Raw genomic sequence first — 16,264 nt, forward strand, 5'->3', positions numbered from 1 at the left:
GGCCCCTGCTGCGCCCACCACCGGCACGTCTCCCGGATGCCGCACTCGGGCAACGCCCCACCCACCGCCACGAAGTCCTCGTGCGCGGCATCCACCGCCCGGCACGCCCCGTCCCAGAACACACACCCGGACTCCACACACGGCGCCGCGAACCGATACCGGCTCTCCAACGGCCCACCACCACGCGCCGCCAACCGCGCCTGGAACTCCGGCGTCACCCTCGGCCCATTCGGCGTGTAGACGACGCGACCACCCGGCCCGAGAATGCCCAGGAGGGTCGCCCCGGGCCCCGCCTGACTGCTCGGACAGGTGTGCCGCTCGCTCACGGCTGCCTGCCGATGAAACCCTCCACCTGCTCGGCCAACTCGTGCGCCCGGGGCCCCGCCAGCAGGTACTTGCCGATCAACTCCCACTTCCGCAACTGCCGCCCGCCGAACTCGAAGTACGGCAGGTCGCGGGCCAGCACCTTCTCCACCGCCCCAGACCCGGCCTCGGCCACCGCCTGCGCGATAGCCGAACGCTGGGCATCGGTCAGGTCGACGCCGTCCACCACGAATTTGAACTCGGTAGCCATCCCCGAACTCCTCTCGTTGTCGTGTGGCCGGTCAGTCGCCGCCAAGCCCACGATCGTGATGCGCCAATCCACAGAACTGCCCTTTGGTGCAGCAGAACCCGCCCCGCCCCCACCTCACGCCACACCAACTCTCACTCCCACCCCACCCACCCCTAACCACCCCGCCCCCATTCCCACCAGGCCCGCCCCCACCAGAACCCCTCCACCCCCCACCAAGCCGCAGCGGATAGGCCGCCCCCGCTGGTACCGCCGGCCCCGCTACGGATGCTCGATCTAGTGGACTCGCTTCGTGTGGGGGGAGAGCACCGCTAAACTCGCCGTGTGGTGGGAATGCCCTTCACCCGCCCTTTTTTCACCACCGCGGTGCTCTAGGGGCCCCACACGAAGCGAGTTCACTAGATCGAGCCCGCTCGAAACCCGGGCAACGAAGACGGCAACCCCCGACGCAGCAAGCACGCACGCGACCAAGCAAGCGAGCACGCACGCGAGCACGCACACAAGCAAGCAGCGAGCACCACACGACCAGGTTTTGTCACCTGCCCCCAGCCCCCCGGCCCAGTACGGTTTCCTGGTACGTCGAGACCAGGGGAGAACGACCATGACGGACAGCGAGATCGAGCTGCCCCCCTACCTGGGTGTGCTCGTGGTGGACACCGAGCGGTACGGCTCCAACCAGGACCAGGGGCAGCAGTACCTGGCCGAGGCCGTGCCCGACGTCCTCGAGGTGGCCTTCGGGCGGGCAGGCCTGTCGTCGGTGTGGCAGGAGCGCCAGTACGACCAGAACACCGGCGATGGGGTCGGGTTCGGGTTCGACCCCCGGCACCTGCCCGCCGTCATCGGCAGGTTGCTGCCGCGGCTGCAGGAGGTGCTGGCCGAGAAGGACGTCCGGATGCGCGAGCGCAGCCGGGGTCTGCGCCTGCGGCTGCGGGCGGCGCTGCACGTCGGCCCGGTCCTGATGCCCGGTGGCGGCCGCGCCCTGGTCACCGCGCACCGCCTGGTCGACACGCCACCCCTGCGCGACGCGCTCACCCGGTCGGACAAGGACCGCACGTTCCTGGCGGTGCTGCTGTCCGACCGCGTCTACGACGACGTGGTCGCCGCGGGCTACGTCTCGGTGTCGACCGCGCCGGTGCCGGTGCGGGCGAAGGAGTACGAGGGCACCGCCCACCTCTACGTCCCGGTCCCGACCGGTGACCTCCTCGGCCACGGCCTGGCCACCCCCGCGGAGGAGGCCCGCCTGCGCGCCACCCCGCCGCCCGCGGCCGCCGCGGTGCACAACGTCATGACCGGCCTGAACACCGGCACCGCGATCCAGGTCGGCCACCTGCACGGCGGTTTGCACAACAACTCCTGACCGGGCGGCGGCCGACTCGCCGGGACCGGTGACACCACGTGGTCGAGTGGTCTCCGTCCGGCGCGGCCGTTGACCGATTTGCTCCACTGTGGACGATTTTCGGTGACCCCCGAACCGGCGGCCCCGACAAGCGGAAATTCCCCTCCCTGCAACGGTGTTCGTCGTCCGTACCGCTGTTCGGCCGAACGTTGTGGAGGTGCGAAACGTCCGCATCCGCGCAGCGATGTAGGTGTCGCCGGCGTGGTCGGCCTTGTCGAACTTTTGGTCGAGGACGGTTCATGGGACTCGTTCGCCCCCGCCGCGCCCTGGTGGCGTTGGCTGCGGTGTTGTCGGTCGTCTTGGTGGCGCTGGGGCTGCCGGGGTACGCCGCCGCGGCCGTGCCCACGTTCGTGCAGCAGGCCAGCGCGCGGGCGATCGCCACGAGCAAGGCCGTGACGCTGCCGGGCAATGTCACCACCGGTGACCGGATCGTCGTGCAGGTCGGGATCTGGAGCAGTGGCAGCGCCACCGCCAAGACCGTCAAGGACGCCGCGAACAACACCTACACCAAGCTGCTCGCCGTCACCGCCTCCGACGGCACCGAGCTGAGCGTGTGGAGCGCGCCGGTCGTCAACGGTGGGGGCACCAAGCCCGCGATCACCGTCACCCCGACGGCCAAGGCCGACATCGGGATCGCGGTGGCCGAGTACTCCGGGGTCTCCCAGGTGGCCGACGCGACCGTCGTCGACCAGAAGTCGCAGGCCACCGGCACCAGCACCGTCGCGGGCGTGGTCACCTCCGGGCCGACCCCGGCCACCACCGCGGGCAACGGTCTGGCGCTGGGCTTCTACGCCGACTCCGGGTTCGGCAAGACCCTCGCCGCGGCCAACGGGTTCACCCAGCGGGTCAACGTGTCGCCGACCTCGGACATGGAGTTCGTGCTCGAGGACAAGGTCGTCGCCGCGGGGGAGCAGCCCGCCGCGGGTGTGACTACTGGCGCGGGCGTGCCGTGGCTGGTGGCCACTGTCGTGCTGCGCGCTGCCGACACCACCGGTGGCGGCGGTCCTACCGCGCCGAGCATCCCGACCGCGGTCACCGCGCAAGCGGGCAACGGCAGCGCCACCGTCACCTGGACTGCGCCGCCCAACGGCGGCAGCGGGATCACCTCTTACACGATCACGCCGTACATCGGCACGACCGCGCAGACCCCCACCATCGTCAACGGCACCCCGCCCGTGCCCGCCGCCGCGGTCTCCGGGCTTACCAATGGAACCGCGTACACCTTCACGGTCAGCGCGGCCAACGCCATCGGCGCGAGCCTGCCCTCGGCGCAGTCGAACGCGGTCACCCCGACCAGTTCGCCGCAGGGGCAGTGGGCGCCCGCCATGGACTGGCCGTTCGTCGCGGTGCACATGGTGGCGCTCAACAACGGCAAGTACCTGCTCTGGGACGGCTGGCACCAGCCGGAGCCGACCTACCTGTGGGACCCGGTCGCCAACACCTTCACCACGATCATCGCGCCGGACAGCATCTTCTGCGCCGCCAACGCGCACCTGCCCGACGGCCGCGTCCTGGTGGTCGGCGGCTACGGCGTGGTCTCCACCGGCGAGCTGGGCATCAAGGACACCACCGTCTTCGACCCGGCCACCAACGCCTGGAGCCGGGCCGCGGACATGCACTACCCGCGCTGGTACCCCAGCGTCACCGAGCTGGCCGACGGCCGGTACGTGACCATCAGCGGCAACACCGCCGACGCCTACACCTGGGCCGAGCACCCCGAGGTCTACGACCCGGGCAACGACACCTGGACGGTCCTGCAGAACGTCGACACCTCCCAGGTGCACGAGGTCGAGTACCCGTTCGCCTACCTCGCGCCCAACGGCAAGGTCTTCACCATGGGCCCGTCGGAGGACGTGTCGTACTGGCTCGACGTGAACAACCAGACCTGGACCCCGGTCGGCGCCAGCGGCGTGGTCAACGGCTCGTCCACGATGTACCGCCCGGGCAAGATCCTCTACAGCGGCGGCTCGGCCACGGTCTCCGACGGCGCGCCCTCCCGCGCGACGACCGCGGTGATCGATCTGACCGCGCCGACCGCGGCCTGGCGGCAGACCGCTCCGATGAACGTCGCGCGCGACTTCCACACCCTCACCACGATGGCCGACGGCAAGGTGCTCGCGGTCGGCGGCGCGCCGTCGAGCGACCAGAGCAAGCTCGCCACCGGCATCCTCGCCGCGGAGATCTGGGACCCGGCGACCGAGCAGTGGACGACCGCGGCGTCGATGGCCGTGCCGCGCCAGTACCACCAGACCGCGCTGCTGATGCCCGACGGCCGCGTGCTGGTCGCAGGCGGTGGCCACCACATCAGCGCGACCGTGCCGGGGCAGTTCTCGGCGCAGATCTACTCCCCGCCGTACCTGTTCAACGGTGCCCGCCCGACGATCAGCTCGGCCCCGCCCTCGACCGCCTACGGGCAGACGATCTCGGTCGGCACCCCGGACGCGGCCTCGGTCAGTGCGGTCAACCTGGTCTCGATGGGCGCGAACACCCACCAGAGCGACATGGACCAGCGGTTCGTGCCGCTGCAGTTCACCAAGGGCGCGGGCACGCTGTCGGTGCAGATGCCCGCGGGGGCCGCGCTCGCGCCGCCCGGTGACTACATGCTGTTCGTGGTCAACGGGGCGGGTGTGCCGTCGGTGGCCAAGACCGTGCGGGTGCTCAAGTCGATCACCGCGCCGTCGGCGCCGTCCAACGTGGCCGCGGTCGCGGGCAACGCCTCGGCGACGGTCAGCTGGTCGGCCCCTGGCGACGGCGGCAGCGCGATCACCGGCTACACCGTCACGCCGTACGTGGGCGGGGTCGCGCAGCCGCCGGTCACCGCGACCGGGACCTCGACCCAGGTCACCGGCCTGGCGAACGGGACCTCCTACTCGTTCAAGGTGACCGCCACCAACGCGATCGGGACCAGCCCGGCGTCCACACCGTCCAATGTGGTCACCCCGTCGGCGACGCCGATCCCGGGCTTCGTGCAGCAGGTGTCCGGCCGCGGGCCCGGCGCCGAGCGCGCGGTGACCACGCCCTCGCCGGTGCAGGTCGGTGACCGGATGGTCGTCCAGGTGGGTGTGTGGAACACCGTCGGCGCCCGGGCGACCGGGGTGCGCGACTCGGCGGGCAACGTCTACACGAAGCTGTCCAGCCAGGTGGCCTCGGACAACACCGAGCAGAGCATCTGGACCGCGCCGATCACCGCGGGCGGCGGCGCGAAGCTGACCGTCACCGCCTCGGCGTCGTCCTCGGCGGACATCGGGGTGGGCGCGGCGGAGTACTCCGGGCTGTCGCTGGCCTCGGGGGCGGGTGCGGCCGACCAGGTCGCCAAGGCCACCGGCAACGGCGCGACGGCCAGTTCCGGGCAGACCGCGGCCACCACCGACGGCAGCCAGCTGGCGGTCGGCTTCTACGTGGACTCGGGCTTCAGCCGGACCCTCACCCCGGGCGCGGGCTTCACGGCCCGGCTGAACGCCTCGCCCGCGGGCGACATGGAGATGCTGATCGAGGACCAGCCCGCGGTGCTGGGGTCGCGGCCGAACGCCACGATCGGCACCGCGGCGAACACGCCGTGGCTGGTCACCACCGTCGTGTTCAAGCACGGCTGATGGTGCGGTCCGCGGGGGACACCCCCGAGTCGGCCGGGGGCGAGCCTGCAGGGGGCTCGCCCCCGGCTGGGGTGGCGGACGACGGCCGGGCCGCGCCGGTTCCCGGCGTGGCTGGGACGGGTGTTTCGGCTGGTGACGCGCCAGCCCCGGGGCGTGCCGCCGACGGCACGTCGGGTTCGGCGCGGGATCTGGTGGGCGCCTCCGGCTCGGCGGGTGCGGGAGTGCCCGCCGCGGCTGGCCCGACCGGTGGCTCGAGGGCCGCGGTGTCCACCGAGCGCTCGGCTGCCGCCACGACTGAGGGCTCGGCGGCCGGGTCGGCCGTCGCCACGAGCGAAGACCTGGCGGGGCAGCCCGCCACCATGACCCAGGGCGCAGCGACCGCGCCCGGCAAGCGCCCGGTCTCCGGGCGCGCCCGGGTGGCGATCGGCGGCGCCATCGTCGCCGCCGTCGCCGCCCAGGTCTGGTTGTTCGGCGGGTCCGAGTCGGGGAACACCCCGGCCGACGCGGTCGCGGGGTACTTCCGCGCCGCGATCGACGAGGACTGCCCGAAGGCCTTCGGCCTGCTGACCGCTCCCGTCCTGAACAGCTACGGCACCGTGGAGCGGCTGTGCGAGCGGGCCAAGGCGGACACCCTGGTGTCCTTCCAGGTCGGCGACAGCCAGACCACGCCCGAGGGCGCCCGGGTCACCGTCACCCTGGTCCGGCCCAACCTGACCCTCGTCGACGCGGTCTCGCTGGTCTCGGTCGACGGCCAGTGGCGCATCTCCTCGTTCGAGGTCGTCTCGTCCGACCGCGGCCACGGACGGCCGTGAACCGCGTGCGGCCCGACACCTCGCCGGAGGCCTCCCTGGACCTCGGAGCCACCAGTCCGCGGGCACCACTGCCGGGTCTGCCGCGCTCGCGACCCGGGTCGGGTGGGATCGCCGGACTCATCGGTCTCGGGGTGGTCACGGCTGGCGTGGTCGCGGTCGGGCTCACCGCGGGTGGGGCACCGCCGTTGCCCGGGTTGCCCGACGCCGGGCCGTTCGTGCGGGCCGCCCTCCCGGGGGTCCGGGTGGTCAGTGAGATCGCGGCTGTCTTCGTTGTCGGTGCTTTGTTGGCCGCGGCGGCACTCATCCCCGCAGGTGGCGACCGGGACCGGGCCACCGGGATCGCGGGTCGGGCGGCGGGCTGGTGGGCGCTGCTGTCGGCGGCGATGGTCGTGCTCACCGTCGCCGACGCGATGGGACAGCCGCTGCCCTCGGCCCTGGCGACCTTGGCCCCGTCGGTTGGGCGGCTGTCGGTGGCGCTGGCCTGGTTGGTCGTGGCGAACGTCGCGGCCCTGGTCTGGATCGGCACTCGGCTCGACCTCAAGCCGCCGCTCCTGCTGGCGGCCTCGCTCGTGGGCGTCGCGCCGGTAGCGCTGACCGGGCACTCGTCGTCCGGTGGTGACCACGACATCGCGAGCGACAGCCTGATGCTGCACGTGGTGGCCGTGTCCGTCTGGGTGGGCGGATTGGTTGCGCTGCTCGTGATCATCCGCAAGCCCTACGCGGCCGCTGCCGCTCGTGTGTTCTCCACCGTCGCCCTGGTCTGCTGGGCCGCGGTGGCGGTGACCGGCGTGGTCAACGCGTCGCTGCGGTTGACTTTCGACGACCTCGGCACGCGCTATGGCGTGCTGATCGTGGCTAAGACCGCTGCCGTGGTCCTCTTGGGATTCTTCGGTTACCTGCACAGGCAACGCACCCTCTCCCGCCTCGCTGAGGGTGCCACCCGTCCCCTTCTTAGGCTGGGTGCCATAGAGGTTCTGCTGATGCTGGCCACTATCGGTCTTGCTGTCGGTCTGAGCCGCACGCCGGGACCGCTGGGTGTGCGCCGTCGGCTCTCGGCGACTGAGATCCTGATCGGCTACCCGCTACCGGATGCTCCCGCGTTGTCCCGGCTGCTCACTGCCTGGCGCCCCGACCTCGTCTTCGGTACCGCTGCCGTGGTCGCGACCCTCTGGTACCTCGACCGGCTGCGCCGCCGTACCGACCCGTGGCCCGTCCGGCGCACTGCCTCTTGGCTCAGCGGTTGTGCCCTGCTTTTCGTGGCCACCTGCGTGCTCGGGGAGTACGAGCCCGCGATGTTCAGCGTGCACATCGTGATGCAAGCCCTGGTAGGCCTAGCTGTTCCGCTCTTGCTCGCGCACGGTAAGCCACTCGCACTTTCCGGTCCGCTCGCGGTCTGGCTACCGCGACCGGGTCTTGCCGCGTCGGCCGTAGTTGCTATCCCGGTCCTCTTGTACGCGTTGGGGTTCTTCGACGGCCTCGCTGGCAAGCACTGGGCACGACTAGCGATTCTGGCGTGCTCTCTTGCCGCCGGTCTTGGCCTCTTCGCGCGCACTCGTCGCGCGCCCCTCTTGGTCGTCGCGGGCGTCTATGCAGCGATCGGACTCTTACTGCTCACCAGGAACGCCGCACTGGGCAAGGGTTTCTACGCCAAGCTCGCCCTGGAGTGGCCGCACGACCTCTTAGCCGATCAGCAGCTCGCAGGATGGTTCGCGGTCGCTGCGGGGGTCGTCTTAGCCGCGTACACCGTTGTCACAAGGCGGCAGGCTTAGCCCGTACGCCATAGAGGGCGACTACGCCGACCACGGTTAACACCGCCAGGGCCAACCCGGAGGCGATCCCGACGACCACCGGTGGTGCCAGGGGCGACACCCCCGTGAGCGACTCGACGCCGACGATCACGGTCAGCGCCGTGTACGCGCCGACGCCCGCCCACACCAGCGCCATCCGACGCCGTGGCGACCACGAGGTCGAGTCGAGCAGCCAGGCCAGCGCGGGCAGCACGAGGATCCCGTGCATCGCCACCGCGTGCAGCGGCTTGAGCGCGCCCGCGGTGGTGTAGGCGATCTGCGGGTCGCCGGTGCGCGCGCTGACCACCCCGCGAGCGATCATGGCCGCGCCGGTCCCCAGCGCCGCCAGCAGTGTGACCAGGCCGAACCGCACCGCGACGCGCATGGTCGGGGAGGTGGTGCGGGTGCCCGCGACCGCCGTGGCGGTGAAGGCCACCGCGGTCAGGATCAGCACGCCGCCACCCGCGGCGAGCGTCATCGAGATCGCGGTGTCCACCGGCGTCTCGAAGTTGAAGTGCGAGGGCACCCCGCGCCACGCCTGCACGCTCACCAGCACGACCTCGCCCACGCTGGCCCCGCCGAAGAGCCCGAGCAGCAGCCGCCGCGGCCCGATCCGGGCGAACGAGGTGGCCCACGCGACCGCCACCAGGGTCAGCCCGAACGAGAGCCCGAACGTCGCCGCCTTGCGCAGCGACAGCGGCCCCTCCCAACTGCCCCCGGTCACCAGCAGCACCAGCACGTTCACCAGTCCCCAGGCGAACAGCACCGCGCCCACCGCGTACGCCGCGCGCTCCACCGCCCTGGCCTCGCGCCAGATCCCCACCAGCCTGTCCATGCCCGGATCATCCACCGGCCGAGCTGAGAAACCCGTCAGCGGAGACTGTCCACAACAGACTTCGGGAACCGGGTGGGAACGACGGTGAACGTGAACGTCAACCTACGATCGGACCCTGGACGCGGCAGGCCGGGGCGTCTTTCGTTGATGGATGCGCAGACTGCTCGCTCTGGCCGCGACCGTGGTGTCCGCCGCCGTGGGGGTGGTCGCCCTGACCCCCGCGCCGCCGTCCGAGGCGGCGCCCGCCAGCGCGGTGGGTACCCGGTTCCTCGGGTCGATCACGCTGGTCACCGGTGACCACGTCACGGTGCGCGAGGTCGGGCAGCGGCTGGTCCCGGCGGTCGACCCGGCGCCCGGTCGCGCGGGGCTGCAGTTCGCCACCTCGGCGGTGAAGGACCAGCTCATGGTCGTCCCGTCGGACGCGTGGGCGGACCTGCAGGCGGGCAGGCTGGACCGGCGGCTCTTCGACGTCGCCGCCCTGCTGCGCGACGGCTATGGCGACGAACACCGCGCCGACCTGCCGCTGATCCTGCCCGCGACCGCCCCGCAGACGGGCTTGGCGCTCACTAGCGTGGCGGCGAAAGCGGTCAGTCTTCGCAAAGAGGACGCAGCGGACTTCTGGGCGGGCCGCGGCACCGCGCTCACCCGCGCCACCGACCGGATCTGGCTGGACGGGATGCGCAAGCCGAGCCTGGACGTGAGCGTGCCGCTGATCGGCGCGCCCACGGCGTGGAAGTCGGGGTGGACCGGCAAGGGGGTCCAGGTCGCGGTGCTCGACACCGGCATCGACGGCACGCACGCCGACCTGCGCAAGCGGATCGCCGCGGCCAAGGACTTCACCGGCGAGGGCGGCGAGACCGCCGACGTCGACGGCCACGGCACGCACGTCGCCTCGACCATCGCGGGCACCGGCGCGGCCTCGAACGGCAAGTACACCGGCGTGGCGCCGGACGCGCGGCTGCTGGTGGGCAAGGTGTGCGGCGGGTACGGGTGTGCCGAGTCGGCGATCCTGGCGGGCATGCAGTGGGCCGTCGAGTCCGGTGCGAAGGTCGTCAACATGAGCCTCGGCGGCACGGACACCGCCGATGTCGATCTGCTGGAAGCGGCGGTCAACCGCCTGTCGGCCAACGCGCTGTTCGTTGTGGCAGCGGGGAATGACGGGTCTTACGGCGCGGAAACCGTGTCCTCGCCAGCCAGTGCCGATGCCGCGTTGGCGGTCGGCGCTTCCGACAAGCAGGACAACCTCGCGGGCTTCTCGGCGCGCGGACCGCGTGTGCACGACGCCGCGCTCAAGCCGGAGATCCTGGCGCCGGGGGTCGACATCACGGCGGCGCGGTCGAAGTACTCGAACCTGGGCAAGAAGCGGGACAAGTACACCTCGCTCAGCGGTACCTCGATGGCCACTCCGCACGTGGCCGGGTCGGCGGCGATCCTCGCCCAGCGGCACCCGAACTGGTCGCCGCTCCAGCTCAAGGCGGCCCTGATGGCCTCCGCCAAGCGGCTCGACGGCCCGGGCGCGTTCGACCAGGGCGCCGGCCGGGTGGACGTGGCGCGGGCGGTCGAGCAGGCGGTGTACGCGCAGCCGAGCGCGGTGTCGGTGGGGCGGCAGGCGTGGCCGCACGCGGACGACCCGGTGATCACCAAGCAACTGTCCTATGTGAACACCAGTGCCCAGCCGCTGCCGTTGCGGCTGACCCTCGCGGGTGATCTCCCCGCCGGGATGTTCCAGCTCTCCGCCGATCAGGTCACGGTGCCCGCGTACGGCGAGGCCCGGGTCGAGCTGACCGTCAACACCGCTGTTCCGGCTGAGGACAAGGCTTTCAGCACCTGGGTGGTCGCCGAGGGCGGTACGCAGAAGATCACCACGCCGGTGGCGGTCGACCGCGAGCCGGAGAGCTACGACCTGACGCTGCGCACCCTGGACCCGAGCGGGGCGCCGTCGGACCGGAACTTCTCGCTGGTCTGGGGCGTGAGCCTGGACCGCTACCGGCCAGTGGCCACTGTGGACGGGAAGGGTGTGCTGCGGGTCCGCAAGGGCACCTACCACGTGGACACGGTCGTGGCCGCGCCGAACGGCGATGGCCAGACGCAGTCGCGCAAGGTCGTGCGGCCGACCGTGCCGGTCTCCGGGGACACCGAGGTGGTGCTGGACTCGGCCGCCGCCAAGCCGATCGCGATCGACTTCGACCGCCCGGGCGTGCGCCCCAGGGCCGTCGGCACCGGCTACGGGCGGCGGCTGCCCTGGGGGACCCTGTACGCGGGCATCCTCGGCGACGACCTCGCCCGCGTCTTCACCGGCTGGGTGGGCGACCCGGTGCCGGACGTGGTGGCCGACGTCGGCGGGGCCTGGTACGTGCCGGACCCCAGCGGCGGCGTGACCGGCGCCCCGGTCACCTACAACCTGGCGTGGTTCCAGACCGGCACCCTGCCCACCGGCTTCACCCGGCACGTGGTCGACGCCGACCTGGCCCGCGTCGACTCGGAGTACCGGCGGCTGGAGAACAACCGCGGCGGCACGAAGCTGTGGCTGGTGGCCGAGCCGATCTTCCAGTCCGGCTCCGGCTACGGGCTGCCGCTCGACCTGCCGACCAAGCGCACCGAGTTCCACAGTGTCGGCAACGGCGACTGGTCGGCGGAGTTCCAGCAGTGGCGCACCACCCGCAAGGGCGTCGTCACCGAGTCGATCACCGGCGGCGAGGTCGTGCGCCAGCAGCCGGGGACGACCTACCGGGAGGATTGGAATACGGCGGTGATCGGCCCGGCCCTCCCGCGCGACGGCCTGGCCACCCGGGTCAACGACCAGATCTCGCTGGGCGTGCCGATGTTCTCCGACCCGTCGGCCGGCCACCTCGGAGCGTCCACAATAGACAAGGCGAGCACGGCGCTCTACCGCGAAGGCGTGAAGGTCGGCGAAACCGACCAGCCCGCGCAGGGCTCGTGGCAGGTCCCGGAGGCATCGGCGTCCTACCGGCTGGAGACCTGGGTGACCCGCAAGGCGCCGATGAGCACGGAGGTCCGCAGCACGTGGACGTTCACCTCGGTCCGCCCGCAACCGCGCGGCGGCAAGGGTGGTGCTTACCTGCCATTGGCTGCGATCCGGTTCGCGCCAGAGGCTTTGGACCCGCGCAACCACGCGAGCAGCAGGCTGGTGCGGATCCCGGTGCTGGTGCAGCGGCAGGACGAAGCCCATGCCGCGCCGGTTGTCGGGCTGACGGTGGAGGCGTCGTTCGACGACGGGCGGACTTGGGCGCCGGCGCCGGTGTCTGAGGGGGTGGCGGTGGTGGAGCATCCTCGGACGGCGAAGTTCGTGTCGTTGCGGGCAGTGGTGCGGGACGCGGTGGGGAATGTGGCTGAGCAGACGGTTATTCGGGCTTATGGGGCTTGAGCTGCTTGGGCTGCCGTCTTCGTTGCCCAGGTAAGAGCAGGGGCTCGATCTAGTGAACTCGCTTCGTGTGGGGCCCCTAGAGCACCGCGGTGGGAAAGAAGGGCGGGTGAAGGGCATTCCCACCACAGGTCGAGTTTAGCGGTGCTCTCCCCCCACACGAAGCGAGTCCACTAGATCGAGCATCCGTAGCGGGCCCGCGGTACCAGCGGGGTCGGCCTATCCGCTGCGGTACCAGGGGAGACGGGACCCTGTCGGGTGCCAGTGGGGTCGGCCTATCCGCTGCGGTTTGGTGGGTGGGGGCGGGCTTGCTGCTGCGGTTGGGTGGGCGGATCCTTTCCTCCGCCTCGCCTGCGCTGCCCCTTCCCCTCCCGCCTCCATCCTTCCGCCACTCTCGGGTCCCTCTCTCGCTGCCTGCCTCACACCCCGATCGCAACCGGATCACAACCCGGGTGCGGTGTGCTCGGGGTTCCAGTCAGCCCTGCTCCTCTGGAGGCCCACCGAATGAACGCGAAGTTCGTCCGACTGTCCCGCAGATCGGCGTTGGCCGCCGGGTTCGTGTTGGCGATCACCGGGATCACCAGTGCTGTCCCGGTGTCCGCTGACCCGGCCGCCGCTCCCGCTGCCGTGGCCAAGCCCGGTGTCGTGCTCGATGCCAACAGCCCCACCGCTGTTCCCGACTCCTATATCGCGGTCCTGGCCGACTCCAACGCCTCCGCCGATGTGGTGAAGCGCCGGTCGGAGGAGACGCGGCAGAAGTACGGCGTGTCGATCACGCAGACCTACTACTCGGCGCTGCGCGGGTTCGCGGTGAAGGCGACCGCTGACCAGGCTGCGCGGTTGGCGACCGATCCGGTGTTCGAGTACGTGACCGCTGACCAGGAGGTCACCACTGACGCGTTGGCCGTGCAGGCGAGTCCGCCGTCGTGGGGGATCAACCGGATCGACGAGCGGTCGTTGCCGCTGGACACCAAGTACCACTACGCGAACACCGCGTCCACGGTGACCGCGTACATCATCGACACCGGGATCCGTTACACTCACCAGGAATTCGGTGGGCGGGCCATCTACGGGATCGACGTGGTGGGTGGCGTCTTCCCGCCTGGGAACGACTGCTACGGGCACGGCACGCACGTCGCGGGCACGGTCGGGGGCAAGACCGTTGGTGTGGCCAAGGACGTGCAGCTGGTCTCGGTGCGGGTGCTCAACTGCTCCGGCTCGGGCACTCTCGCCGGCGTGATCGCCGGGGTTGACTGGGTCACCAACGACACCATCATCAACGGTCGCAAGTCCGTGGCCAACATGAGCCTCGGTGCCGCGGGCGTGTGGCCGACGCTGAACACCGCCGTGGGCAACTCGGTCGCGGCGAACGTGCACTACTCCGTCTCCGCGGGCAACGGGGCCACCCTCGCCTGCAACCAGAGCCCGGCAAGCGCGCCCGCCGCGACGACCGTGGGCTCCACCGAGACCAATGACGCCCGGTCGACCTTCTCCAACTACGGCTCGTGCGTGGACATCTTCGCCCCCGGGCGGCAGATCTACTCGGCGCTGAACACCTCGGACACCGCTTACGGGCTCAAGGACGGCACGTCCATGGCGGCCCCGCACGTGACCGGCACCGCGGCGCTGTGGCGGCACAAGTTCCCGACCAACACCGCGTGGCAGACCGCTGCCGCGCTGACCGACAACGCGACGCCCGGTGTCGTGGGTGGGGCTGGGGCGGGTTCGCCGAACAAGCTGCTGTTCTCCGGGTTCGTCCCGGCGTAAGCACAGTCTACTGTGGATAGAGACACCCCCGTTGGCCGCGCCCGGTCGACGGGGGTGTTCCGCCGCGTCAGTGGATCAGCGCTTGCACGCCCGGGGCGTAGAGGTCAGCGACCTTCTCCACCGGTGCCTTGGCCAGTGGTCCGGTCCGGTCGACCGCCAGCGCGGCACCCAGACCCAGCAGGTGCGCGGCGACCAGCTCGGCGCGCACCGCCTTGTCCTGCCCGCACAGCCGGGCGGCGATGGCCTGCACGACCTGGGTGCGGAACCGCTCGCGCATGAAGGCGCGTTCGTCGCCGGGGCCGATGGCGAACACCACGCGCAGCAGTGGGTCGCTGTTGCTGGCCCGGCGGGACCGCACGAGCACGCAGACCATGTGCCTGCCCAGTTCCGCGTCGGGCGCGTCCAGCAGGGCGGTGGCCGCCTCGGTGAAGTCGGCGACCGTGGTGAACAGGGATTCCTTGCCACCGAAGTGCTTCACGATGAGCGAGGCGCTCACCCCGGCGTCCGCGGCGATCCCGCGCAGGGTCACCGAGGCATAGGGGAGCCGCGCGAACGCCTTGCGCGCGGCCAGCAGGATGGCGTCGCGGCTGGAGTCGGTCACGCGGTGCCGACCGCGAGCACGGGGCTGGGCGCGCGCCGCCTGCCGGGGATGAGCAGGGTCAGGCCGAGCGCGCCAAGGGCGCAGAACCCGGCGATGGCGAACACCGCGAGGTAAGCCTGCAGGGTCGGCGCACTGTGCCCGTCGGCGCTCCGCGCGGTCAGCCCGGACAGCACGATCGCCACGACGGCACTGCACACCGCCTGCCCGATCGAGCGCATCAGCGTGTTGAGGCCGTTGGCGGCCGCGGTCTCGGTCACCGGAACAGCATGCATGATCAGAGCCGGCAGCGCGGAGTAGGCCACCGCCGTACCCGCGGCGACCACGGTGGCACCGAAGACGATCGACACCAGGTCCGTGCTGGTGAACAACCGCACGGCATAGCCGACGGCCATCAGCCCAGCCGCCGCAGCCAGGGTGAAGCGCGGCCCACGAGCAGCCGACAGCCGCGCGGACACCGGCGAGAGCAGCACCATCGCGATGCCGCCGGGCAGCAGGCACAGACCGCTCACCACGATCGAGGCACCCAACCCGTAGCCGGTGGAGGTGGGCTCCTGCACGAGCTGCGCGGTGGCCAGGGAGTTGGCGTAGAAGGAGAACCCGATCAGCAGTGCCGCCAGGTTCGTGAACAGCACGGCAGGGCGAACCGACACCCGCAGGTCGACCAGCGGCGTCCCGGCCCGCAACTGGTGCCACACCCACAACGGCGCCACGACCACGGCGCCGGCCAACAGACCGAGCACCCGGGCGGAACCCCAGCCCCACGCGTTGCCCTTGGAGACCGCCACCAGCAGGCAGACCAGCACCGTGGTGAGACCGAGCGCGCCCACCACGTCGAACCGCCCCCGCGTCCGCACCGGCGACTCGGGAACCACGGTCACCACAGCGAGGGCAACGAGCGAGCCGAGCACGGCGCACGCCCAGAACATGGTGTGCCAGTCATAGTGCTCGACCACCAGGGTGGCCAGCGGAATCCCGAACGCGGCACCGACACCGAGGGTGGCGCTCATCATCGCGATGGCACCGATCACACGCTCGCGCGGGAGCTCGTCACGCAGGATGCTGATCCCCAACGGAACCACCGCGATCGCGACCCCCTGCAGAGCCCGACCCGCGATCAGCACCGGCAACGTGGCCGACACCGCGCACAGGACTGAACCCGCGACCATCGAGGCCAGCGCCATCAACAGCACCCGCCGCTTGCCATACATATCACCCGCCCGCCCGAGCAACGGCGTGGCCACCGCCCCGGCGAGCAGGGTGGCGGTGATCATCCAGCTGACGTCAGTCGGCGAACCACCGGTGAGCGCGGGCAGCTGCGGCAACAACGGCACCACGATGGTCTGCATGACAGCCATCAGCACCCCACACGAAGCCAGCGCGGCCAACGGGGCATTGCCTCGGGTGAACACGTGTTTACCTCCCGACTGGAGTAAACACACGTTCACCCCACCCGATCAAGGCCCGTGTGACCAGTAGCTCATCCCCCACAGCAGAGTGGCCACCCCCCGCTGGTACCGCAG

Annotated in this window: 10 protein-coding genes; 6 read left to right on the plus strand and 4 right to left on the minus strand. The window is 71.2% G+C overall.

Features of this window, described 5'->3' with window-relative positions:
* Positions 1 to 322 precede the first annotated feature (322 nt).
* Positions 323 to 574, minus strand: coding sequence for a hypothetical protein (locus QSK30_RS13155; protein ID WP_285502639.1), 252 nt, complete (start codon positions 572 to 574; stop codon positions 323 to 325).
* Positions 575 to 1,172: 598 nt separating this feature from the next.
* Here QSK30_RS13155 and QSK30_RS13160 point away from each other — a divergent pair.
* The 4 genes from QSK30_RS13160 (at position 1,173) to QSK30_RS13175 (ending at position 8,141) form a co-directional block, all read left to right on the plus strand.
* The gene (locus tag QSK30_RS13160; protein ID WP_285502641.1) at positions 1,173 to 1,928 is read left to right on the plus strand and encodes a hypothetical protein; all 756 of its coding nucleotides are present in this window, start codon (positions 1,173 to 1,175) and stop codon (positions 1,926 to 1,928) included.
* Between the two features lie 278 nt (positions 1,929 to 2,206).
* Positions 2,207 to 5,560 (plus strand): galactose oxidase-like domain-containing protein, encoded by a 3,354-nt coding sequence (locus QSK30_RS13165; protein ID WP_285502643.1) that lies wholly within the window; start codon positions 2,207 to 2,209, stop codon positions 5,558 to 5,560.
* 221 nt (positions 5,561 to 5,781) lie between these two features.
* Positions 5,782 to 6,372: a hypothetical protein gene (locus tag QSK30_RS13170; protein ID WP_285502644.1), complete on the plus strand. Its 591-nt coding sequence runs from the start codon at positions 5,782 to 5,784 to the stop codon at positions 6,370 to 6,372.
* Positions 6,369 to 8,141: a bifunctional copper resistance protein CopD/cytochrome c oxidase assembly protein gene (locus tag QSK30_RS13175; protein ID WP_285502646.1), complete on the plus strand. Its 1,773-nt coding sequence runs from the start codon at positions 6,369 to 6,371 to the stop codon at positions 8,139 to 8,141. The genes QSK30_RS13170 and QSK30_RS13175 overlap by 4 nt, the downstream gene beginning before the upstream one ends.
* Here QSK30_RS13175 and QSK30_RS13180 read toward each other — a convergent pair.
* Entirely contained in the window at positions 8,122 to 8,994 is an 873-nt protein-coding gene (locus QSK30_RS13180) for a hypothetical protein (protein ID WP_285502648.1), read from the minus strand. The two genes, QSK30_RS13175 and QSK30_RS13180, sit on opposite strands and share 20 nt — an antisense overlap.
* Before the next feature lie 151 nt (positions 8,995 to 9,145).
* Between QSK30_RS13180 and QSK30_RS13185 the strand changes: the two genes are divergently transcribed.
* The gene (locus QSK30_RS13185; RefSeq protein ID WP_285502649.1) at positions 9,146 to 12,379 is read left to right on the plus strand and encodes a S8 family serine peptidase; all 3,234 of its coding nucleotides are present in this window, start codon (positions 9,146 to 9,148) and stop codon (positions 12,377 to 12,379) included.
* A gap of 501 nt (positions 12,380 to 12,880) precedes the next feature.
* On the plus strand, positions 12,881 to 14,143 hold the full coding sequence (locus tag QSK30_RS13190; protein WP_285502650.1) for a S8 family peptidase: 1,263 nt from the start codon (positions 12,881 to 12,883) through the stop codon (positions 14,141 to 14,143).
* Positions 14,144 to 14,210: 67 nt separating this feature from the next.
* On the opposite strand, the gene QSK30_RS13195 is transcribed toward QSK30_RS13190, so the two are convergent.
* Positions 14,211 to 14,744: a TetR/AcrR family transcriptional regulator gene (locus QSK30_RS13195; RefSeq protein ID WP_285502652.1), complete on the minus strand. Its 534-nt coding sequence runs from the start codon at positions 14,742 to 14,744 to the stop codon at positions 14,211 to 14,213.
* On the minus strand, positions 14,741 to 16,189 hold the full coding sequence (locus QSK30_RS13200) for an MFS transporter (RefSeq protein ID WP_352231571.1): 1,449 nt from the start codon (positions 16,187 to 16,189) through the stop codon (positions 14,741 to 14,743). The genes QSK30_RS13195 and QSK30_RS13200 overlap by 4 nt, the downstream gene beginning before the upstream one ends.
* Positions 16,190 to 16,264 lie beyond the last annotated feature (75 nt).

Source organism: Actinokineospora sp. NBRC 105648 (assembly GCF_030269645.1).
Classification (GTDB): Bacteria; Actinomycetota; Actinomycetes; order Mycobacteriales; family Pseudonocardiaceae; genus Actinokineospora.